General features: G+C 40.9%; 23 protein-coding genes. 13 read left to right on the top strand and 10 right to left on the bottom strand.

What is annotated here, in order from left to right; translation table 11 throughout:
• Nucleotides 1-46: 46 nt before the first annotated feature.
• Together CH365_RS09995 and CH365_RS09990 are read left to right on the top strand one after the other, a co-directional pair.
• Nucleotides 47-883, top strand: coding sequence for an alpha/beta fold hydrolase (locus CH365_RS09995; RefSeq protein WP_100768666.1), 837 nt, complete (start codon nt 47-49; stop codon nt 881-883).
• 83 nt (nt 884-966) lie between these two features.
• Nucleotides 967-1,563 carry a Crp/Fnr family transcriptional regulator gene (locus CH365_RS09990; protein WP_100768432.1) on the top strand — a complete coding sequence of 199 codons (597 nt, stop codon included), beginning with the start codon at nt 967-969 and terminating at the stop codon, nt 1,561-1,563.
• 402 nt (nt 1,564-1,965) lie between these two features.
• On the opposite strand, the gene CH365_RS09985 is transcribed toward CH365_RS09990, so the two are convergent.
• The 3 genes from CH365_RS09985 to CH365_RS09975 all read right to left on the bottom strand — a co-directional run bounded on the left by CH365_RS09985 (nt 1,966) and on the right by CH365_RS09975 (nt 5,405).
• Nucleotides 1,966-3,129 carry an acyl-CoA dehydrogenase family protein gene (locus tag CH365_RS09985; RefSeq protein ID WP_100768431.1) on the bottom strand — a complete coding sequence of 388 codons (1,164 nt, stop codon included), beginning with the start codon at nt 3,127-3,129 and terminating at the stop codon, nt 1,966-1,968.
• A gap of 201 nt (nt 3,130-3,330) precedes the next feature.
• Nucleotides 3,331-4,854, bottom strand: a complete 1,524-nt coding sequence (locus tag CH365_RS09980) for an FAD-dependent monooxygenase (RefSeq protein ID WP_100768430.1) — start codon at nt 4,852-4,854, stop codon at nt 3,331-3,333.
• A complete protein-coding gene (locus tag CH365_RS09975; protein WP_100768429.1) occupies nt 4,851-5,405 on the bottom strand; it encodes a TetR/AcrR family transcriptional regulator in 555 nt (184 codons plus the stop codon). Before CH365_RS09975 ends, CH365_RS09980 begins: the two co-directional genes overlap by 4 nt.
• Nucleotides 5,406-5,878: 473 nt before the next feature.
• On the opposite strand from CH365_RS09975, the gene CH365_RS09970 reads away from it, so the two are divergent.
• Complete coding sequence (locus tag CH365_RS09970) at nt 5,879-6,274, top strand: DUF1761 family protein (protein ID WP_100768428.1); 396 nt, start codon at nt 5,879-5,881, stop codon at nt 6,272-6,274.
• Entirely contained in the window at nt 6,271-6,672 is a 402-nt protein-coding gene (locus CH365_RS09965) for a hypothetical protein (protein ID WP_100768427.1), read from the top strand. The genes CH365_RS09970 and CH365_RS09965 overlap by 4 nt, the downstream gene beginning before the upstream one ends.
• A gap of 12 nt (nt 6,673-6,684) precedes the next feature.
• Here the strand turns inward: CH365_RS09965 and CH365_RS09960 are convergent, their stop codons facing one another.
• From CH365_RS09960 to CH365_RS09945, 4 genes are all read right to left on the bottom strand, one after another.
• Nucleotides 6,685-7,626 carry an MBL fold metallo-hydrolase gene (locus CH365_RS09960; protein ID WP_100768426.1) on the bottom strand — a complete coding sequence of 314 codons (942 nt, stop codon included), beginning with the start codon at nt 7,624-7,626 and terminating at the stop codon, nt 6,685-6,687.
• Nucleotides 7,627-7,680: 54 nt separating this feature from the next.
• Nucleotides 7,681-8,853: a CaiB/BaiF CoA transferase family protein gene (locus CH365_RS09955; protein WP_100768425.1), complete on the bottom strand. Its 1,173-nt coding sequence runs from the start codon at nt 8,851-8,853 to the stop codon at nt 7,681-7,683.
• A 121-nt stretch (nt 8,854-8,974) separates the two neighbouring features.
• Complete coding sequence (locus CH365_RS09950) at nt 8,975-9,844, bottom strand: polysaccharide deacetylase family protein (protein ID WP_100768424.1); 870 nt, start codon at nt 9,842-9,844, stop codon at nt 8,975-8,977.
• A gap of 197 nt (nt 9,845-10,041) precedes the next feature.
• The gene (locus CH365_RS09945; protein WP_100768423.1) at nt 10,042-10,419 is read right to left on the bottom strand and encodes an SMR family transporter; all 378 of its coding nucleotides are present in this window, start codon (nt 10,417-10,419) and stop codon (nt 10,042-10,044) included.
• 144 nt (nt 10,420-10,563) lie between these two features.
• On the opposite strand from CH365_RS09945, the gene CH365_RS09940 reads away from it, so the two are divergent.
• Nucleotides 10,564-11,391 carry an alpha/beta fold hydrolase gene (locus tag CH365_RS09940; protein ID WP_100768422.1) on the top strand — a complete coding sequence of 276 codons (828 nt, stop codon included), beginning with the start codon at nt 10,564-10,566 and terminating at the stop codon, nt 11,389-11,391.
• A gap of 15 nt (nt 11,392-11,406) precedes the next feature.
• Nucleotides 11,407-12,189: a helix-turn-helix domain-containing protein gene (locus CH365_RS09935; protein ID WP_100768421.1), complete on the top strand. Its 783-nt coding sequence runs from the start codon at nt 11,407-11,409 to the stop codon at nt 12,187-12,189.
• Nucleotides 12,190-12,257: 68 nt separating this feature from the next.
• Here the strand turns inward: CH365_RS09935 and CH365_RS09930 are convergent, their stop codons facing one another.
• Nucleotides 12,258-12,794, bottom strand: coding sequence for an Mpo1 family 2-hydroxy fatty acid dioxygenase (locus tag CH365_RS09930; RefSeq protein WP_100768420.1), 537 nt, complete (start codon nt 12,792-12,794; stop codon nt 12,258-12,260).
• Nucleotides 12,795-12,948: 154 nt separating this feature from the next.
• On the opposite strand from CH365_RS09930, the gene CH365_RS09925 reads away from it, so the two are divergent.
• The 6 genes from CH365_RS09925 (at nt 12,949) to CH365_RS09900 (ending at nt 17,635) form a co-directional block, all read left to right on the top strand.
• Entirely contained in the window at nt 12,949-13,128 is a 180-nt protein-coding gene (locus tag CH365_RS09925; protein WP_100710374.1) for a tautomerase family protein, read from the top strand.
• Nucleotides 13,129-13,130: 2 nt separating this feature from the next.
• Nucleotides 13,131-13,955 carry a YdcF family protein gene (locus tag CH365_RS09920; RefSeq protein ID WP_100768419.1) on the top strand — a complete coding sequence of 275 codons (825 nt, stop codon included), beginning with the start codon at nt 13,131-13,133 and terminating at the stop codon, nt 13,953-13,955.
• A gap of 8 nt (nt 13,956-13,963) precedes the next feature.
• On the top strand, nt 13,964-14,374 hold the full coding sequence (locus CH365_RS09915) for a cytochrome c maturation protein CcmE domain-containing protein (protein ID WP_100768418.1): 411 nt from the start codon (nt 13,964-13,966) through the stop codon (nt 14,372-14,374).
• Nucleotides 14,375-14,460: 86 nt separating this feature from the next.
• On the top strand, nt 14,461-16,644 hold the full coding sequence (locus CH365_RS09910) for a heme lyase CcmF/NrfE family subunit (protein WP_100768417.1): 2,184 nt from the start codon (nt 14,461-14,463) through the stop codon (nt 16,642-16,644).
• Nucleotides 16,641-17,225 carry a cytochrome c-type biogenesis protein CcmH gene (locus CH365_RS09905; protein WP_100768416.1) on the top strand — a complete coding sequence of 195 codons (585 nt, stop codon included), beginning with the start codon at nt 16,641-16,643 and terminating at the stop codon, nt 17,223-17,225. Before CH365_RS09910 ends, CH365_RS09905 begins: the two co-directional genes overlap by 4 nt.
• Nucleotides 17,225-17,635, top strand: a complete 411-nt coding sequence (locus CH365_RS09900) for a zinc ribbon domain-containing protein (protein ID WP_100768415.1) — start codon at nt 17,225-17,227, stop codon at nt 17,633-17,635. Before CH365_RS09905 ends, CH365_RS09900 begins: the two co-directional genes overlap by 1 nt.
• Before the next feature lie 7 nt (nt 17,636-17,642).
• Here CH365_RS09900 and hisE read toward each other — a convergent pair whose 3' ends face one another.
• The gene (hisE, locus tag CH365_RS09895) at nt 17,643-17,921 is read right to left on the bottom strand and encodes a phosphoribosyl-ATP diphosphatase (protein ID WP_008593771.1); all 279 of its coding nucleotides are present in this window, start codon (nt 17,919-17,921) and stop codon (nt 17,643-17,645) included.
• Between the two features lie 120 nt (nt 17,922-18,041).
• Between hisE and CH365_RS09890 the strand changes: the two genes are divergently transcribed.
• Entirely contained in the window at nt 18,042-18,863 is an 822-nt protein-coding gene (locus tag CH365_RS09890; RefSeq protein WP_100768414.1) for a tetratricopeptide repeat protein, read from the top strand.
• Here CH365_RS09890 and CH365_RS09885 read toward each other — a convergent pair.
• The gene (locus CH365_RS09885) at nt 18,860-20,170 is read right to left on the bottom strand and encodes a UDP-glucose dehydrogenase family protein (protein WP_100768413.1); all 1,311 of its coding nucleotides are present in this window, start codon (nt 20,168-20,170) and stop codon (nt 18,860-18,862) included. The genes CH365_RS09890 and CH365_RS09885 overlap by 4 nt on opposite strands.
• Nucleotides 20,171-20,184: the final 14 nt, after the last annotated feature.

Here is a 20,184-nt window from a genome sequence, read left to right as displayed (position 1 = left end):
CCTATTATTCGGTTTGTTATTCATTCAATGTAGTGGAGGAGAAAAGATGGAAACAGTTTTAGAAAATAAAACCGCACCCCAAAAATTACCCAGCGGATATTATACTTCTAAATTAGGAAGGATTGCCTATTGGATAGAAGGAAAGGGAAAGGCGATTTTTTTACTCCATTCGGCGGGACATGACCATAACGATTTCGAATCCATTCTACCGAGTTTATCAGAAAAATATAAAGTGATCTCCCTGGATTGGCCGGGGCACGGATTATCTGAGAATCCACAACCGGCAACTTCTGCTTCTGCAGTTGAATATGCCGAAATATTACCAGACTTGGTCCAACAATTGGCTCCGGAAGGCGGGATCTTTATAGGCAACTCTTTAGGAGGATTTGCTTCCATGAACCTTGCCTTGAAGAAGCCCGAACTGGTAAAAGGGTTAGTGATCGTAGACTCTGGAGGATTAAACGATCCAGACTGGATCACTAAAAGTTTTGCGGGATTAAAATCCAAGGTATGGTTTACCGGGCTCGTATGGAACTTCTTCCCAAATCATTATATAAAGATCAGAAATAAATACACCGAATCCATCCTTAGCAGGATCAAAGAAAGAGAAAACGTAGAAGGTGCTCAAGAAGTGAACGCCTCCATATGGAAAAGTTTTTTAGACGAAAGACATGATCTAAGAGAAAAAGTTTCCCAGATCCAAGCTCCTACATTAATCGTATGGGGAGAATATGATCCGGTCATAGATCCAAAACTTGCCCTAAGACTTCATGAAAAAGTAAAAGGTTCTAAACTCGCATATTTAAAAACAGGGCATGTGCCTTTTGCTGAAAACCCTAAGGAATTCCTAAAAGTCGCCCTTCCCTTTTTGGATTCCATATAACTGTTTTTGAATTTCCTCAATAATTGATTTGTAAAATTTCCGTTTGCGGACTTTCTTAAAAGAAATCCGTTAACGGGAATTGTATGGATCAAAAAAATCTCGATTGGGAAAAAATTTACCAAGCCGTGAACCGGGTTTCTTCTATCCCAAAAGAAGTTTGGAAAAAGTCCGAACAACTGTATACGATTCGCAAATTAGAATACGGAGATTTTCTGATCAAACAGGGGGCCAGGCCCACGGAATTTGCCTTCGTATTCTCCGGAGTCTTGAGAGAATATTATCTCACTGACCAAGGAAACGAATACATCAAAAGTTTTAATTTCCCGGGAGACTTTACCGGATCTTATTTTGATCTACTCACCGAACAACCTTCTACCTGTAATATCAGAGCAATCACAGATTGTGAACTCGCAGTCGCAAAGTTTTCAGAGTTCCGAAAACTTTTCTCTCAGGATATCGCCTGGGAAAGATTGGGTCGAATTTTCGCAGAAAATTTATTCTTAAAAAAAGCGAGAAGAGAATATGAACTCTTGGCGTTAAACGCAGAAGAAAGATACGATCTACTTTTAGAATCCAGACCGGATATAGAAGACCTTATCCCTCAATACCATATCGCTTCTTATTTAGGGATCACACCCGTCTCCTTAAGCAGGATCAGAGCGAAGAGAAAAAAAGATTAGAGATTTGGGATGTAGGAGTTCCTACATCCGTGGAAACTCGCCCCCACCCTGCATTGGGATTGGGGGGAGTGGCTCGTGGGAGAGCACACACTCGCTTACCTCAAAATCTCCCTTTTGACAAACCATTTTGTGCGATCCTCTTTGTTGGAATTCCTACAAAATAAATTTGTATTCCGAGATCGTTCCCCAAAAGATTCACTCATCCCCGCGGCAGGGATGCGAAAGGCGAAGTCCGGGCTTACCCGGATGAGCGCGAATGCGCGAACCTGCAGCAGCCCGGTCCGAAGGAGCCGCCCGAATTTTGTAGGAACTCCTAGATCATAACTTTCAGGTTTAAAAAATAAAAAAGGCGCCGGGGAAACCGACGCCTTTAGAAAAATTTTCTAATTTAGAAAATTCTAATTATTTAGCAGAAGCTGCTTCACGGATCACATAAGCTGCGATCTCGTTCTTTTGGATCTGAGTAGTTCCTTCGAAGATACAAAGGATTTTTGCATCTCTCATCAGTTTTTCTACCGGATATTCTTTAGTGTATCCGTATCCACCGAAGATTTGAACCGCGTCAGTAGCCGCTTTCATCGCAGTCTCGGAGCAATAAGCTTTCGCGATTGCGGAGTATTTCGGAAGGCGAGGATCCTCAGCATCGGACATACGAGCAGAAAGATAGCAGATCTGACGTGCAGTTTCTACACCGATAGACATATCAGCAAGCATGTGCTGAACAGCTTGGAAGCTGGAAATTTTCGATCCGAACTGCTCTCTTTGACGAGCATATTTAGAAGCGTGATCTAAAGCTGCTTGAGCAACACCCACTCCCATTGCTGCAACGTATGGACGAGAAGCATTCAGAGTTTGTAAAGCGTAGATGAATCCAAGATTTTCTTTTCCGATCATGGTAGCTTCTTCAACTGCACAATCTTCGAAGATGATCTGACGAGTATCGGATGCGCGAATTCCTAGTTTATCTTCTTTTTTACCAACGATCAAACCTGGGGTATCACGTTTTACGTAGAAGCAGGAAACTCCACGAGTTCCGCGGCCTTTATCTGTATAAGCAAAAACGGTATACGCTCCAGCGCTTCCACCACCGGTGATCCATTGTTTGGTTCCGTTGATGACCCATTTGTCGCCTTTTTTAACTGCAGTAGTGCTCATTCCTGGAACGTCGGAACCTGCACCAGGCTCGGAAAGACAGAAAGAAACTCCGTATTCTCCGTCGATAACCGGTTGGAGCCATTTTTTCTTTTGTTCGTGGCTTGCACCTTTCATGATTGGAAGGATTCCCAAACCAGTATAACCGAAACAAAGACTGATTCCGAGGCATCCTCTGGAAAGCTCTTCAGTTACTAAACACTGCTCTACGGAACCAAGTCCCCACCCACCGTATTCTTCGGGGATAGTGAGTCCATTGACTCCTAACTCAGTTCTCATTCTATTGATAAGTTCTTCTGGATGTTTGTTTTCTTCGTCCCAGTGGATTGCAACTTCATGGGTGATCTCCTTCTTAACGAAGCTGCGGATCGTGTCCCTAATCTCGATTTGTTGCTCAGTCAGTTCCTGATACATCTTTTCCCTTCTTGCGAGAGTTTCTAGTCCTAATTTTTCGCCAGGGTCGATTCAATCAAGAAAAACATGGCTGATTAAACGTTCATTTTAGCCCTAATGGGACAGAATTCCTGGAATTCTCGATATTTTCCTAGATTTTGGCGATCGGAAAGCATATAAAAAACAGAACGTTCGTTCTGTTAATAATTTTCTCATATAATTTCAGGAAATTAATTGAGTAAACCATAGAGAAGCCTCTTGTCTGGCAGATTGTAAATCAGGTTCACCCTCGGAAGCCCAAGCAATAATTCCATCAGGCCTAATCAATGCACTTCTCAAGCCTAATTGTTCTTTCGCCCGGCCAGAAACGTATTTTATTCGATTTCCGTACTCATTTGCCAAAGTTTTAAGGGAAGGATTCGTATCAAAATCAAGAAGTATCCCTTGGCCATCTATCATAAACTCACCAATTTTTCTACCATCTTCAAACTCAAAATTCGGAACACTATAACCGACTAAAGGATTTGTTCCGCCTAGATCATAATGTGTGAAAATACCCCATACCCTTCCTGCCATGTAGGTGGCAGTATCTTGAGTATCCATTAAATCGCGAATAATCGAGTTCAATGCGCGAGATTCTGGGTTTGGTTTCATGATCATTACCTGAGCACGCGACCAATCCAAAACCTGGGCACCAATCGGATATCTCTCCGTATGGTAACTGTCCAACAAACCGTTTGGAGCTTTGCCATGGATAGTTGCGGCAAGTTTCCAACCCAAGTTCATTGCATCACCCAATCCGAGATTCAGTCCCTGGCCTCCCAATGGAGAATGAATATGCGCTGCATCTCCGGCCAAAAGTATCCTTCCATTTCGATAACTCGTTGCTTGTCTTGCTCGATCCGTCCAAGTAGTTGCAAAATGAAGAGCACTGATTGTAACCTCCGCATCCGAGATACGACGAAGAACTTCTTGCACATGTTCCAAAGTAATCGGCTTTTCCGAATTATGAAATGCCCCTCCATCAAAATCCTGAATCACGATGAAGCCAGGCTGAGATTGTAAATACATACCTTCTTTTGTCAGGTTACGCCCTGGTTTAAGTTTCTCCGGATCAACGATATCAACCTTTGTAGAATAGCCAGTAAATTCTGGTTCAGTACCTGCGAATTCAAAACCTCCTGCCTTACGGACAATACTACGAGCTCCATCACAACCAACTAACCATAGGCTATGAAAAGATTGTTCATCCGATTGAACAGTGACTCCATCTTCAGTTTGATGAAGGGAGGTCAACGCAAGCCCGCGCTTAATTTCTACACCCAAAACTTCTGCGCGACGAGTCAGAACAGTTTCGATCTCTTCCATTTCGGTTATCAAGTTGGTTTCGGTGGAACTTGGTAAACGATGTTTCCACTGCGAAATGTCAATATCACCTTCATGAAATGGAATACCCGCAAAATGTCCGACCTGGCGACGTGGGCCTTGTTGCACTGCAGTTGTGTGCGGATTTTTTAGACGTTTATGAATCTCCAGTTCACTTAACAATCCACGGCGATAAAGAGCTTCGATTGTAGGAGCAGAGAGGCCTCGTATTCCGAAAGGAAGTTGTTTTAACGGTGAGTAAGGATTATCTGTTTTTTCTAATATTAGAACTCGGCATTTAGCCAGAGCCAATTCACAGGCAAGGAAAAGTCCGACCGGGCCCGCACCTGAAATGATAACATCATAAGTTGCTTCTTTCATTTATTCCACCCGTTCTTCAAAACTTTAAACGTGAGATTTAAGGCTTCCTTGGGGGAAGGCGAGTTACACGCGAAACTTACTCCTTCTAAGATCAATTTCGAGACACATTCCGCTTCGATTTTATTCGAACCGGAATCATTCTGAATTTCTTTAGCCAAGGTATTTTCGTAACGCGCCCATAGCCCGCGCAAATAAGAAGTAAGTTCAGGCGAAGATCTGATAAGCTTTCCAAATCCAGAGAATGTCTTTTTATCGGGGGGATTAAATAGTTTGCTCGAGAAAAAATACTGATGAAGAGCATCTAGAATGGATTGCCCTTTCTTTCGATCACGGATCGCCGTTAAAATATCGGAATCGATTTCATCCTCAAGGTCAAAAATGAGAGACTCTTTAGTTGGAAAATAATTGAAAAGTGTAGTAACGGCGACTTCTGCTTTTTCGGCTATTTCAACGATTGTAACAGTATCGTATCCTTTTTCAATAAAGAGATCCCGAGCAATATCCGAGATGAGCTTTCGAGTTTTGGCCTTCTTTACTTCACGTAATCCCATTTGGATCACTCCTATAATTGAAGTCAGTGTCAATTTCTCGGGATATAGGATTTGTATCAAGCATAAAGTTATAGTTACTACATTTTTATAGTTGATACATAATTAGTAGGCGTGTTGGAAAAGTGTGCCCCACCCTACTTAGGGTGGGGGCCGGTGCGGTGGTACACAACGAGGCTTTCGATTTAATCGCATCGCGTTCATCTTCATTTTAGTCTCGTTTGACCTCAATTCTTTCGGTCATCGACTCGTTAAACACGGTCGTCTTCTCGCTCCTATTGTCGCTGTGAAGGGGGGCCGGTGCGGTGGTACACGCGTAGTTCGCCTTAGCACATTTTCCTCCACCAGGCGAGAAAAAAATTCCTCTAACTCTTTGTAGGAATTCCTACAACGGAAATTAGATTCAGAAATTTGTTTACTTTAGAAAGCCAAAGTGAATGAATATTCGCCTCAGATGGTTTGTCAGGAGAAACTTTATGACTGAAAGTATTATAGCCCCTATTGTTTCAGGAATCGCCGGATTTATTTGCGCATTTCTTTTTAGCGGCCCTCTTTATTTCGGCCTTTCAAAATTTCTGAATTTACCTACGCAAGAAGAGAAAAAAAACCTTGGGATCCGGATCTTTCTGAACTTCTGCGTTTTCCTGGCGACCGCTTTTTCTCTTTCCTTAATTCTACAATATATGAGCTTACAAAATAAAGCTCATGGCCAATCCATTGCTTTTATTTTATGGTTCGGATTTATATTCACATCCAGCTCGATTGATGTGATCTGGAAAGGCAAACATCTCAAATTATGGATTTTTGAATCTATATCTTCTCTAATTACAATCCAAGTTTTAATGTTTGTTCTATTACTATTTTATAAATGAAAGAAGCTCGATTTATTCTTACGCTCGATTCGGCTGGAGCGTTAATCGCAGGAGCATTCATCCTTCTTTTCTCTTCCATTATTTCAAACTTGACCGGCTGGCAGGAAAGTTTTACTTGCATCGAAGGTTTTGTGAATTTGATATACGGTTCCTATTCTGGAATTCTTTTATTACTCTTCAGAAAGGAAAATCTTCATCGTGTATTTGTTTTCATATTAATTATGGCAAATTCTCTTTGGGGTTTACAGTGTTTAGCCCAAGCTTGGAGATTAAAAGAAGAAGCCACACATATCGGAACCGTTGTATTATTGCTTGAAGGGATTTATCTGGTGGCGTTAGGTTACTTAGAAGCAAAATTTGTTTTGCCTCAATGTGTTTCCAACTCGCCTCAAATATAGTAAGTAAAAAATCTATTTAGCAGGACTAGAAATACTTTGGTGTCCCGGATGAATCTGAATTTTCGGAAACTTAGCCGCTATAGCCTGCAACAAATTTAGACTTTGTTTGTTCCTTTCCAAATCCTTAGTAAAATCTCCTGGAGTCACGTTATTAAGCCAACCCCAGCTAGTATGACAAGTATCCCCTGTAATTAGTTGGGCCCCGCTCGTGGATTTTATTAAAAATGCAATACTACCCTCTGTATGTCCAGGAACGGAAATTATATAAAAAGATTGATCGCCGAAAAAATCTAAAAATCTAATTGGAGCACTTTCTTTTCCGGAAAAGTTTAATTCGGAAAGATTAGTCTCACGTCCGAGTAACGTATCCGTACTTCCTTGCACAAAAAGGTGCAGAAAACGAGAATCTCCCGGTTCGTTCTGTCCGGTATACACCGAAGTTCCAAGTGGAAAATCTTGAGTCCCCAAAATATGATCTAGATGTAAATGAGTAAGAAAGATACCTTCTACCTTATTGGGTTCTTTTTGTAACCATTCCTTAATCGTAATATGAATTTTTAACTCACCTAGATTCATTTGAGAAGCAACTATGCCTGAAACGGGCCATTCTTTTTTATCTTTGCGAAATATATCGCCAAGTCCGGTATCTATTACATATCTGCCGAACTTAGGATGATCTAATACATAAAAATAAATTTGGATCGGCTCCTGCCCGGATTGTAAACTCGCGGCAACTGCCTTTGGATCCTTTAAATTGATTAATCCCCCGCGTTCTGCTACCCAATCCGCAGCGACAATTTTTTTAAGATTGATAGGCCCTTTGTCAGAAGAATTTATATCTTGGATAGCCACTGGAATTCCTTTATTCACCAAACTGGAGCGGTTGGAAGTAACCGCACAAGCGCTTAGGATCCCGATAGAGATAAATGAAAAAATAATTCGTTGGATTTTCATGAGAGATAGCCCTTATACATTTAAAATAATTTTCAGAATTCTGGTGTCTTTTAATTAAATTACTTTATCTTTTTTTAATTCTTCTATTTCGGTTTCGGTATAACCCAAAGACTTTAAGATTTCTTGGTTATGTTCTCCATGATCAGGAGGGTCTGTACGATAAGTCACCTTACTTTCCGAAAATGGAAAAGGAGAACCAAATTGAATATAATCTCCGTATTGTTTGTGAGTGCGATCCAAAATCATTCCCTTCTCCCTCATTACCGGATCTTTGGAAACCTCATCTAGGGTTTTTACAGGAGTAAGGCAAGAATCAGGATTTTGGAATATAGGCTCTAAGTCTGTCAGGGTCTTAGAGGAGAAGTATTCAGTCAGGATCTTTTTCCATTCTGCAAAATGTGTCTCAGCAATTGGAACTTTTTCCAGATGTATATCCAGCCCGGATTGCCTTAAGAACGTTTTAAAAAACATTTCCTCGAGAGCACCTAATGCCACCCACCTCCCCTCTTTGGTTTTATAAGTGGAATAGTTAGGAAGTTTACCGGATAATAATTCGTTTCCGCCCTCAGGATTTTTCCCTGTTGCAGAATAGATCCCTCCATACAAGGAAATAAACTGGAGAGAGGCTTCCATCATGGAGATTGCGATCTTTTGTCCTCGACCTGTTTTTTCTCTATAGTATAATGCTGCCAATATGGATGATAGAGCGGTTAACGTTCCCCCGCCTATATCTGCCAATTGAAAACCCGGAGCCTGCGGATTTTTTCCCGTCTGGTCCAATACGCCGGAAAGAGAAAGATAATTCAAATCATGTCCTGCAAAATCTTTGTAAGCCCCGGAATCTCCGTAACCGTAGATCCCACAATAGATCAACCTTGGAAATTTTTCTTTTAGGTCCTCGTAACCGAGTCCCATTTTGGAAAGCCCATCAGGACGAAATCCTTCCAGCAATATATCAGCATCTTCTAATAGTTTGAATAGGATCTCTTTGGATTTTTCTCTCTTAAGATTGAGCGTGATCGCTTTTTTATTTCTATTCAACATTAAATATAAGGAAGGTGCACCGTTTTCTTTTTTGAACATTACCCTCGTTGCATCCATTGCTCTCGGATTTTCTATTTTGACGATCTCGGCACCCATATCACCCAAATACATAGAGCATAAAGGGCCCGGTAGCAATAGACTTAAATCTACTACCTTAACTCCCGAAAGTGGACCTTTGTTCATTTTTATAATTCCTTGAATATAGTCGCTACGCTTCTGAAGCCCGCGGCGGACTAAAAACTTTGGACCTGTTTAGATCCAGAATGTGGGAAGAAAAGTGTTTTTTGTTTTTAAAAAACGCCGTTCAATCTGAGTCTTCTTCACTTAGCTCTTCGCTGGTTTTCCCCCAACGCCATCTGGTATAATCTTCCGCTGTGGCGAAAGTATATCCTTCCGCTTTTAATTTTTCAATGACGAAAGGTAAAACTTCCTTGGTCGTAGGATGTGTATCATGAAATAAGATCACTATTCCTTGTCCTTCCGTTTTGGATACCAAGGAGTTATAGATCCGATCCATTTTCTTTCTAAACTTCTCGTTATCAATATCTATCCTTGGCCCTTTCTCATACCATTCTCCTTTGACCCATTCTTTAGAATCTGTGGAATCAAATTCTTTGGTCCACATGAATACGAGACCTTTTCCTTGGAGCGCAGAACTAACTCTTTTCTTTATCAATTCATTTTTAGTCCTGATATAAGGAGAGCCGAAAGGAGGACGGATCCATATTAGTTTTCCAGAATATTCTCCCAATTCATTCTGGTATAATTTTTGATTTTCGTCCAATTGGCTTTCTATTCTTTTCGGAGACATACTAGCGAAGTTTTGGTGGCCGAGTGTGTGATTTCCGATCGTATGACCTTCTTCTTTCATTCGGATTAAGACTGTTTTGTATTTTCGGAAACTATTTCCTATTCTGTTAGCCTTAGGCAACCAAGCACCGCATACAAAAAATGTGGCTTTTACATTTTCCTTTTTAAGTACGTCCAATACATCGGAAGTCCAGTCGGAAGGTCCGTCGTCAAATGTTAAGAAGGCGGTTTTAGGTGGAAGCGGATCTCCTTCATAGTATCCGATCGGGCCGTTTGTATGGCCTGTCTGCTGGGTATATGTAGAGGTTTCGAAACTAGAACAACAAATTAGAAGTAGTAGAGATATGGATAAGGCGGTCTTCATAAAACTCATACCATCCTATAAAGTTAAAAAACTTTAAGCTTGGATCGGTTTGAATTTTTAGCTTATAGTCCGGCTCCCGGGCTTTAGGAGCGAAGCGACTATCCTCCTGTAATTAGACTCCAGGAGTAATGATCTCGGTTGTAATTGAAGCTTAAGATCACTACTCTCTTCGGATTAGTATTTAATAACTTTATGACTTAGACAAACATTTCCGCAGAGGTCAGCCATACGCCGGCGAGTATCAAACCTATGCCAGTCCATTGGGTCCAGTTCAGTTCTTCCTTAAAAAATATCGCGGAAGCTACGAGCACTATGATAAATCCTGCAGATGTGAATAGAGGATAAGCTAAGGATAATTTTAATCCGTTGCCTAATACCCATCTATAACCTAATAACGCGATCCCAAAAGAAACAAGTCCCGCAAAGAACACAGGGTGTAGAAATGATTTGATCAATCCTTCTATTCCGGAAGCCGTACTTGTTTTATCTCCTAAAGAACTTGCCTTGATCAAAATGTTTGCGAAGGCATTGAAGAATAATGCGACTACGAAAATGATTATCACCGTTAATTTCATCTATCTCTCTCAAGAATTCGATTATTGTTTTCTTGTAATCTCCCCTTAGGAAGAGTGTATTATCCCTCTTTTGGGAATCGGTCGAAACTCCGAATTCCTGTCCATCGAAAGTAAAGGGAAAGAAATAGCAAGGGCAAATCTTGAATGGATAGAAAAACATTTAACTTCCGTGGAATCAAACTTTCTTATATAGATTCCGGTAACAAATCCTTGGATCCGATATTAATCGCTCATGCTAATGGATTTTCCGCAGGTTGTTATTCCTTCTTCATCAAAAAACTTTCTGAAACTCATAGAGTCCTTGCTTTGGATTTTTGTGGTCACGGTGAATCAGAAGCGAATATGGATTGGAAAGACTGGTTTTTCTTTCGTGACCAAATTTTAACTCTGATCGAAACGGAAGGTTTGAAGAATGTTGTGGGAATAGGGCATTCTCTAGGAGGAGCAAGTCTTCTTCTTTCTTCTTATCAAAGACCTGATCTGTTTCGAAAAATTTTCGCGATGGATCCTGTGATCTTAAATATTGTGTATCTTCTTCTTGCATTGGCATTCGATACTCCCCTAGCAAAAGGTGCGATAAAAAGAAGAAGAGAATTTAAAGACCTAACTCTCGTCAAAAAAGCATTCAGAAAAACTCCTACATTTTTGAATTGGTCTGATGAAGTTTTCGAAGATTATTTGAATTCTTGTTTTAAAAAAGAAGGAGAAAAATGGGCCTTATGTTGTCCTCCTGAATTAGAAGCCAAAATTTTCAACTCAGTCAGTTTTATAAGCCTATTACAATATCGAGGGATCAAGACAGAAACTCATATCACCATCCCTAGAAAATACGAAGTATGCTCTCCTTCTGCTGCCAAAAGGATTATAGCTGGAAATCCGAACTCGAGCTTAGAGTTATGGGATGATATTTCCCATTTTTTTCCGTTTGAACGTCCTGAAAAAACCCTGGAAAGAATCATTCAAAAATTATAATCCGGTATTGGGGAAATGGAAGACTCTCAGATCGGAACCTTATTTTATTTCGGAGCCAGAGTATTCCTGGCCCAGAAAGGACTGACCACAGATCCTCACTCTCACTATGCAGTTTCCATTCTAATCTCTTTAACTTCTAAGTTCAAAGTGATCGAGGAATCGGGTAACGTTTTAGAGTTCCAAGCAGTTGTATTGGCTCCCAATACGTATCATACTCTTTCCGCGGAAAATTCGGATATGATCGTTTTACAAATTGATCCTTATGGTATCGACTATGCTTCCGTTGCTGCCAGGTTCGGAAGAAAGGGAATTTCCGAGATCCCTTTTGAAAATCTAGAGCCTGTTCTTTCCAGATGTAAAAATCTATTTCATGAAAAGGTAAATTGCCAAACTGCTAAAGAACTTTTCGAAGATATTCTTGCCTGTGTAGGAACCGAAAAACCTTCCAGAGTTTCTTTGGATCCAAGAGTTTTATCCGCTACTCTTAGAATGAAATCCGCGCTTCCCGGTTCTATCTCCGTTCCGGAGCTCGCAAAAGAAGCGGGATTTTCAGAAACTAGATTTATGCATGTTTTCAAATTGCAGATGGGTTTACCTGTAAGACAATACCAACTTTGGTTGAGATTACATGAAGCGGCAAAACTTTTGAAAGAAGGCGGGAATCTTACCGAAGCTTCCCATGCAGCAGGTTTTGCGGACCAAGCACATTTGAGTCGGACTTTTAAAAGAATGTTCGGTGTGCAACCTTCTAAATTTTTAGGCGCCAACACGAATGTTGTAGTTCATTTTTGTGTTTAAGTTAAGGAATATTTAAAAAAGAAAAGCGCCCGCTAGATCGCGGGCGTTTGCCGGAGCAAGAGAGAATGTTAATGAGCAGTGCTGAAGTCTTTGAGTTTGCCTTGTGCAGCCAATTCCTTACGAACTGCCTCTTGCACATCTTTTCTAAGTCCTAATTCGAAGAACACATCTGCAATTACGAAGATTGGAGCAGATACTACAGCTTGGAATAGGTTATCGAACAATGCGGGACGGCTTTTTTCAAAAATAAAATGTCCGTAGAATTGAGCTCCCCAACCTACTAATTGAGCAACTGCGAAGATGCTCCATGCAGTGGTAGCGGTTAACGATAGTGTAATGTATTGAGCTAAAAACATCAGGGAGCCGAAAACTACAGTGGTTGCTGCAGCGAAAATGAAATCTAAAGTAAAGTAGTAAGCAAGCACTACGATCCCGAATACTGTAGCAGCGGTTACTGTATAACCAAAAACATTAATTAACTCTAATCTATTAAGCACCAAAAATAAGGTGAAGGTGATGGTAGGAACTCCTAACACGTGGATCCACACGTTTCTTTTTTCTTGGTGGTACGCTGAATAGAAGGCCATTTCCTTAGCGAATTTCATGGATAAAACTCCTCACAATTTCAGATCCAGTATATACCCAAAACCCGGGTTACGGCTTGAACGAACCTGCCATTTTTAGAAAAAAATCCGTTGCGTAATACCCGTTCGAAATAAACCATTGAGCCACCTTAAAACCATTTTAAACCAGGGATTTATGCCTTATATCAATCTAAAAGTCGCAGGGCCTCTCACTAAAGAGCAAAAACAGCAGATATCGAAAGAATTCTCCGAAACACTTGCAAAAGTAGCAGCAAGACCTCCTGAATCCACGTATATCGTGATCGACGAAGTCTCCAGAGAAAATTGGGCTGTAGGCGGAAAGCTCCTAGAATAAAAATGGATACGATCTTTTTTGCGGCCTCCAAACTTGCGGGGGCCTTCTTATTTCCCTTACCTGCGTCCCTACTTCTGTTGGTATTTTTCGCGTTTAGGCTTCCGAAATTCAAACAGAAGGTTTGGGTTTTAGTTCCTACATTCATTATCTGGGTGGCTTCCACAGATAGTTTTTCCCAATGGTTGGTCAGAGGCCTGGAAGAAAAACATCCCCCCGTTCGTTTAGAAACTTTGGAGAACTCGGATGCAATTTTAGTTTTAGGCGGAGCTGTCGATAATCTCGCCTTATACGAACAACAGGTGCAGTTGACTTCCGCCGCGGAACGGATGACCGACGCTGTATTATTATTCCAAAAAAGGAAAGCTCCTCGTATCGTTTTCACCGGAGGTTCCGGGAATTTATTTTTTCAAACTCGGAAAGAATCCGACTTCGCTCTCCAATTTTTCCAATCCTTAGGCATTCCGGGAAAGGCTGTTTTTTTGGAGAATGAAAGTAGAAACACCAAGGAGAATGCGGAGAAAACGGCAGAACTTTTTCGTAAAAACAAATGGAAGTCCGCAATCCTGATCACTTCTGCATTTCATATGGAAAGATCCTTGCTGGTATTTGCAAACACCGGTATCAAGATCCATCCTTGGCCAACTGACTATAGGTCCAGGGTCAAAATATTGACCATAGACGATTTTATACCTTCTTCCCAAAGTTTGGAGAACACAAGTATTGCTTGGAAAGAGAGGATCGGGCTATTCGTTTACGGGTTTAGAGAGAGTATTTCCACTTTTCTTCCCCTCCGTATCCGATATCCTTGGTCTAAGGACTGGAATTAAACATATATATGAACGTGAAATTTACCGTGCTTGCGAGTATTATCGCAATTTCCTTAGGAACAATCGCATTCTTCTCTTCTAAAGAAACTTCTTATACTCTATTGGATGCATCCGATTTAGCGGCAAATCCTACTAAATACGAACCGGACGATCTTTTAAGAGTAAGAGGATTCGTAAAATTAGGTTCGGTAGTCAGAGAAGGAAAAACTGCCAAGTTTGTTCTCCAACTAAACGAAAAAGAAGTGCCTGTTTTTTTTACAGGAGCTACATTATTACCGGACGCATTTAAAGAAGGCACAAGAGCCAGAGTGGACGGGGTTTGGAAAAACGGAGTCATAGTCGCCGATAAGGTAGAAGCAAAATGTGCTTCCAAATACGAAGCAGGTTATAAGGGAGAAGGAGAAGATAAAGAATATTAATATTATATTTTCATAACGAAAAGATCATCGATCTATTTCGTTTCCAAGTTTAGTCCAATGTCCCAAATTTTTAAGAAAGTAGAACAATGAACGATTTAGGCGCAGTTTGTCTCATATCCTCCTTCTCCATCCTATTATTTTCCATCATCCAAACCAGTTACGGAATTTTTAAAAACGATTCCAGAGCATTAGAATTAGGCCGTTATACTTTGATGGCCAATTTTGCCGTCATTCTTCTGGCCTTTATTGTGTTGGTTGTCCAACTCATGAGAACGGATCTATCCAACTATTATGTTGCGATGCATTCCAGCGAACATCTTCCTTTATTTTATAAGATCACTTCCGTTTGGTCCGGATCTTCCGGTTCACTTCTCTTCTGGAATTTGTTGCTCTCCGGATTCACATTCATAGTTCTTTGGCAAACAAAAGATCTTTTAAACGAAAGAATCCCGGTAATGCATTTATCCTTAGCGGTGATCACATGTTTTTTTTCCTTTTTGGCGATCTTCTTTCCGGATGCACAACCATTCCGTGAATTCCAACCAGCTGCAGTTGCAGGTAGAGGATTAAATCCTCTATTACAACATTGGGCGATGATCATCCATCCTCCAATCTTATATATAGGTTATGTAAGCTTCGCGATTCCATTCGCAATCGCTTCTTCCGCACTGATCACAGGACAATTATCTGAGAATTGGTTTAGGTTTGTAAGAAGATGGAGTATCTTCTCCTGGTTTTTCTTAGGAACAGGAATACTCTTAGGTTCTAAATGGGCTTACGAAGAATTAGGCTGGGGTGGTTATTGGGCCTGGGACCCTGTTGAAAACGCAAGTTTGATGCCTTGGCTCTTATCAACTGCGTTCCTGCATTCCATGATCATCCAAGAAAGAAGAGGAATGTTAAAATTTTGGAATATGCTTCTGATCATCCTAGCATTCCATTTTTGCCTACTCGGAACTTGGATCACTCGAAGCGGAGTTTTAGAAGGACCTCACTCTTTCTCCAAATCCAGTATCGGAACTCCATTTATAGTATTTATCGGTGTAAGCTTTCTATTCTATCTTGGAATTTTAATATATAGAAAAGACAAACTGAAACCGGAAAGAAATTTAGAAGCAATCACTTCCAAAGAAGGAAGTTTCTTACTCAATAATTTCCTTTTGGTGATCGCGACACTATCCATTCTGCTCGGAGTATTCTCTCCTTTATTATCCGGAGTGGAATATAAGGCGCCTTGGTTTAACTCCTGGGGAGTTCCAGCGGGAATCCTTCTGATCCTACTCATGGGAGCCGCACCATTACTCGCATGGAGAAAAGGTGCTGACCAAATATTTTTTACTACATTATTAAAACCTCTGATCGCAGGCTTCGTTGGGGCGGGAATCTATATCCTATATTATAGAAGCAATTTTTCTATCAGTGATTATAGCTTAGGTGATGTTCTGGGAGAGGTTTACAGCGTCGTTACGGTAGGACTCGGAATATTCACGATAGCCGGAATCGCACAAGAATATCATAATGGTATCAAGGCGAGAAGGGCCGCTATCCAAGGAGAAAATTATATCCAGGCCGGATTCAGAATGCTTCTTAAGAATAAAAGAAGATACGGCGGCTATCTGGTCCACTTGTCTATGGTGATATTATTTATAGGCCTTGCCGGAAACGCATTCAAACAAAACACTTCCGTTAAGTTTTTCTATTTCCTGAGATTTTCTCCTACGAATGAACTCATCTATACAAGCGATGATACTGCAATCTTAGGGGATTATACGATTGGTGCGACCACTCTTAAAATCAAACCGATTATAAACGGAGATCCGGAAGCCGGAGTCAATCATAGGAACGTAATCGTTTCTCATGAGGCAACATTCGAAGTCAAAAGACAGCTGAAAGATTTTGATACCATGGTGACCGAGAGAAGATACTATCCGCAAATCTCCCATTTAAGCGGCGACTTCGAGACACATATTCCCACCAGTGAACCTTCTATCTCTTCTACCCCTAAAGAGGATCTTTATATCCAATTAGGAGCGATAGAACATGCGGATCTTTCGGATGAAAATCCGGATCTGCCCGGGATGTTCTTGGACTTCTTCTTTACAAGAGACCCTGCGATTAAGGCTGCAAAATATCTGAAATTCCCGAACCAGATCGTAGCAAATTTAGAAGTCTGGATCAATCCTATGGTAAAATTTATTTGGGCAGGATCCTTGATGTTCTTCTTATCCGGATTATTGATCCTATTGCCGATAGGAGAAGATAAAAAATGAAACGTTTGATCACTTTTGAATCATATAAGAAAATTCTAATTTTACTCTTCGGATTTCTGCTTTGGAACGGCGCTTCGCATGCTGATTCTACTTTTACGAATCTGACAGATCAAGAACAGATACGCACATTCCATAATGTGACGGAAAGAATCCGATGTATTTGTATCCCTTCTATCGCGATTAAAAGTTGTTCCTTTAATAATTGTACAGTTTCCGCAAAACTGAAACTGTTCATAGAAAATAGGATCAGAGCAGGAGAATCCGCAGATGTGATCGTGGATAAAATGATCCATGGTTTCGGCCAAGATGTGGTTTCTGATCCGATCATTGCAAAGTTTATCGAAACCGGAAACCAGGGAATGGCACAAGGAGTCATCATGGGTTTTGGTCCGGATATCCTGGCAAAACCCGATTCCTCTTGGATCGATTTTAGTATCGCAGCCGCTGCTGCATTCGGAATACTTCTGATCTATTTGTATCTAAAAAGAAGAACAGCTCCTAAGGCGGCGATCGCAACAGAATCGGAAAATCATTCCTCATTCGATAAATACATCTCCGAAATAAAGGAGAAACAGAAATAATGGATTTCTTATTAATTTTCTTTTATATAGTTTTAGTCGCGATAGTCGCGGCTCCGTTCGTTTACGTGAGTATGTTCGCAAAACATATCCCGTACGAAACAGATCCTAAAAGTTCCGAGTTATTTGATAGAAGGGACGTTCTTCTGGATAACCTGAAAGACCTCAAAATAGAATTCGATACCGGAAAATTGACCGAGATTGAATTCAAATCCATCTCCTCGGGCCTAGTAAAAGAATTAGAAGAGCAGGACAAAAGGATCAGCCAGGGAGCTGCCACGCTCGTATCTACCAAAACGGAAAACTCCGCCAAACCTCAACTTGGCGGAAAGTTCTGTCATAACTGTGGATTTAAAATAGAAATTTTCGGAGCGAAATTCTGTCCTGAATGCGGGACAAAACTACAGGTTTAAAGATCGATTAAGAATGTCTTTTTTTAAGTTCTTCCACTATGTCGGAAAGAGAAAGCCCTCTTTCCACAAGAAGAACCTGTAAATGAAAGAGTAAATCCGCGGATTCATGAGTGAGTTCTTTTTTGTCCGCGTTTTTTGCTGCGATAATCACTTCTCCAGCTTCTTCCCCTACTTTTTTAAGGATACGGTCCACGCCACCTCGGAAGAGGTCCGCAGTGTAGGATTTTTCGGGAAGTTCTTCTTTTCTTTTTTTAAGGATTTGCTCTAACTGAAGCAGGAAGTCCATCGTTACCACCGGAGATACTTCGAATATCCGGACCTGTTCTTGACGGTAAACAAAAAATTCCGTATTTCTGCGTTTCCTTAAAAACGAAACGGAGAAAAAAAGGTCGAAGAGATGAGACCAATGCTCCCTTTTTCAAAAATCCGTTCCATCCTACTATTGATCACCCTGGTATTCGCCTCGGAGATGACCGCCGAGGTTTGGGAGACTTCCGTCGAGACCGCTTTTAATAAGGCAAAGACGGAAGGACGGCCCATCTTTATAGATGTATACGCGGACTGGTGCGGTTATTGTAAAACCCTCAAAAAGGAAATTTATCCTAAAAAAGAAGTTCGAAAAGAAATGTCCAAGTTCGTACTTCTTTCTCTGGATGGGGACAAATTTCCGAACTTAAAGAAAAAGTACGGAGTTACAGGCTATCCCACACTTTTGTTTTTGGACAAGAACGGAAGCCTTACTGAAAAGATCGCAGGAATGCCTGATCATAAAATGGTGATCAAAACTTTAAGGTCGGCTTATTCAAAACGAGACAAAGAAGTTAACCTTCTTGCCGAATTGGAAAAAGATCCTGAAAACAATCTCCTCCTATTAAAAGCGGGAGAATATTATTTCGAAGCCAAAGAATACAAAAAGGCAGCAGACTATTTTTATAAATCCTTTGCATCCGAAGATCCCAGAATGCCCGAGAACAAACATAAGGCCCTGTTCAATTTAGGGCTCAGCTTTTCGGAATTGAAAAACTGGGAAAAAGCGATCAAAACGTTTTCTCTGTATTTGGATAAATTCCCTACGGGACATTCCAAAGCTGTGTTGTATTATAGAGGGGGAGCGTATTCTTCTCTCGGAAAAAAAACGGAAGCGAAAGAAGATCTAAAAAAAGCCCTGGAACTCAGCTCCGATCCGGAGGAAAAGAAAGAGATCCAGGACTTATTAAACGGACTTTAAACTGCTTTTTTACCTATCGAGAAGTATTTGAATCCTTCTTTTTTCATATGGTCCGGACGATATTGATTTCTACCGTCAAAGATCACATGACCTTTCATTAATTTTTTAATTCTGGAAAAATCAGGTTCTCTGAATTCTCTCCATTCTGTAAGAAGAAGGAGTGCATCCGCACCTTCCAACGCGTCATACGCGTCTTTCGCATAATCTATCTTATCTTTAAAATAGTATTCTGAAGTTTCTTTTGCAACAGGATCGAATGCCTTGATCTTAGCGCCTTCTTCATGCAATTTTAATAATAAAGGAATGGAGGGAGCTTCTCTCATATCGTCTGTGCCCGGCTTGAATGCAAGTCCCCAAACTGCAAAAGTTTTTCCTTTGATCTGACCTTTCCCGAAGAAGTCCTCTATCTTTGTGAATAAACGGACCTTCTGATCCTCATTCACTCTTTCCACTTCTCTTATAATTCTCAAAGAAGAGGAAAAATTTTCAGAAGTGCGGATCAATGCACGAACGTCTTTAGGAAAACAAGAACCACCGTAACCGATTCCGGCATATAAAAATTGGCGTCCGATCCTGGAATCGGTTCCCATTCCTTTTCTTACGTCTTCGTAATCTGCACCCACAGTTTCGCATAAGTTTGCGATCTCGTTTGCAAAGGAGATCTTGGTTGCTAAGAATGCGTTACATGCGTATTTAGTTAGCTCTGCAGAAACGGTTCCCATTTTGATAATAGGATTTCCATTCAATACGAATGGGGCGTAAAGTTGTGCAACAAGCTCTCCGGCTCTTTCGCTATCAGCACCGATCACAACTCTTTCAGGCCTCATGAAGTCATCGATTGCAGCGCCTTCCTTTAAGAACTCAGGATTGGAGACCACGTCGAATTCATGTTTGGTGTTTTTGGAAATAATTTCCCTTACTTTAGCCGCAGTTCCTACAGGAACGGTGGATTTATCCACGATTACCTTATAACCGTTGATGGATTTTCCGATTTGTTCCGCCACCGCGAATACTGCACTCAAATCCGCGGATCCGTCTTCGGATGTTGGAGTTCCAACCGCGATAAAAATGATTTCTGAGCCTTCTACTCCTTCTTGGATAGAAGTACTGAAACCCAGTCGGTTCTCTTTATGGTTATTCAAAACCAATTCTGACAAACCAGGTTCGTAAATAGGTATGATTCCTTTTTTCAAGTCCTCTATTTTTTTAGAGTCCTTATCCACGCAGATCACATGATTTCCATATTCCGCAAAGCAAGCTCCGGCCACAAGGCCCACATAGCCGCTTCCAATTACGCAAACTTTCATACGGAAACCAGAAT

The organism is Leptospira neocaledonica, assembly GCF_002812205.1.
Classification (GTDB): domain Bacteria; phylum Spirochaetota; class Leptospiria; order Leptospirales; family Leptospiraceae; genus Leptospira_B; species Leptospira_B neocaledonica.
This window is presented reverse-complemented; position numbering and strand designations above follow the sequence as displayed.

Coding starts and splice junctions, on each gene's coding strand:
- CH365_RS09995 (WP_100768666.1), top strand. CDS start 47: ATGGAAACAGTTTTAGAAAATAAAACCGCACCCCAAAAATTACCCAGC.
- CH365_RS09990 (WP_100768432.1), top strand. CDS start 967: ATGGATCAAAAAAATCTCGATTGGGAAAAAATTTACCAAGCCGTGAAC.
- CH365_RS09985 (WP_100768431.1), bottom strand. CDS start 3,129: ATGTATCAGGAACTGACTGAGCAACAAATCGAGATTAGGGACACGATC.
- CH365_RS09980 (WP_100768430.1), bottom strand. CDS start 4,854: ATGAAAGAAGCAACTTATGATGTTATCATTTCAGGTGCGGGCCCGGTC.
- CH365_RS09975 (WP_100768429.1), bottom strand. CDS start 5,405: ATGGGATTACGTGAAGTAAAGAAGGCCAAAACTCGAAAGCTCATCTCG.
- CH365_RS09970 (WP_100768428.1), top strand. CDS start 5,879: ATGACTGAAAGTATTATAGCCCCTATTGTTTCAGGAATCGCCGGATTT.
- CH365_RS09965 (WP_100768427.1), top strand. CDS start 6,271: ATGAAAGAAGCTCGATTTATTCTTACGCTCGATTCGGCTGGAGCGTTA.
- CH365_RS09960 (WP_100768426.1), bottom strand. CDS start 7,626: ATGAAAATCCAACGAATTATTTTTTCATTTATCTCTATCGGGATCCTA.
- CH365_RS09955 (WP_100768425.1), bottom strand. CDS start 8,853: ATGAACAAAGGTCCACTTTCGGGAGTTAAGGTAGTAGATTTAAGTCTA.
- CH365_RS09950 (WP_100768424.1), bottom strand. CDS start 9,844: ATGAAGACCGCCTTATCCATATCTCTACTACTTCTAATTTGTTGTTCT.
- CH365_RS09945 (WP_100768423.1), bottom strand. CDS start 10,419: ATGAAATTAACGGTGATAATCATTTTCGTAGTCGCATTATTCTTCAAT.
- CH365_RS09940 (WP_100768422.1), top strand. CDS start 10,564: ATGGATAGAAAAACATTTAACTTCCGTGGAATCAAACTTTCTTATATA.
- CH365_RS09935 (WP_100768421.1), top strand. CDS start 11,407: ATGGAAGACTCTCAGATCGGAACCTTATTTTATTTCGGAGCCAGAGTA.
- CH365_RS09930 (WP_100768420.1), bottom strand. CDS start 12,794: ATGAAATTCGCTAAGGAAATGGCCTTCTATTCAGCGTACCACCAAGAA.
- CH365_RS09925 (WP_100710374.1), top strand. CDS start 12,949: ATGCCTTATATCAATCTAAAAGTCGCAGGGCCTCTCACTAAAGAGCAA.
- CH365_RS09920 (WP_100768419.1), top strand. CDS start 13,131: ATGGATACGATCTTTTTTGCGGCCTCCAAACTTGCGGGGGCCTTCTTA.
- CH365_RS09915 (WP_100768418.1), top strand. CDS start 13,964: ATGAACGTGAAATTTACCGTGCTTGCGAGTATTATCGCAATTTCCTTA.
- CH365_RS09910 (WP_100768417.1), top strand. CDS start 14,461: ATGAACGATTTAGGCGCAGTTTGTCTCATATCCTCCTTCTCCATCCTA.
- CH365_RS09905 (WP_100768416.1), top strand. CDS start 16,641: ATGAAACGTTTGATCACTTTTGAATCATATAAGAAAATTCTAATTTTA.
- CH365_RS09900 (WP_100768415.1), top strand. CDS start 17,225: ATGGATTTCTTATTAATTTTCTTTTATATAGTTTTAGTCGCGATAGTC.
- hisE (WP_008593771.1), bottom strand. CDS start 17,921: ATGGACTTCCTGCTTCAGTTAGAGCAAATCCTTAAAAAAAGAAAAGAA.
- CH365_RS09890 (WP_100768414.1), top strand. CDS start 18,042: ATGCTCCCTTTTTCAAAAATCCGTTCCATCCTACTATTGATCACCCTG.
- CH365_RS09885 (WP_100768413.1), bottom strand. CDS start 20,170: ATGAAAGTTTGCGTAATTGGAAGCGGCTATGTGGGCCTTGTGGCCGGA.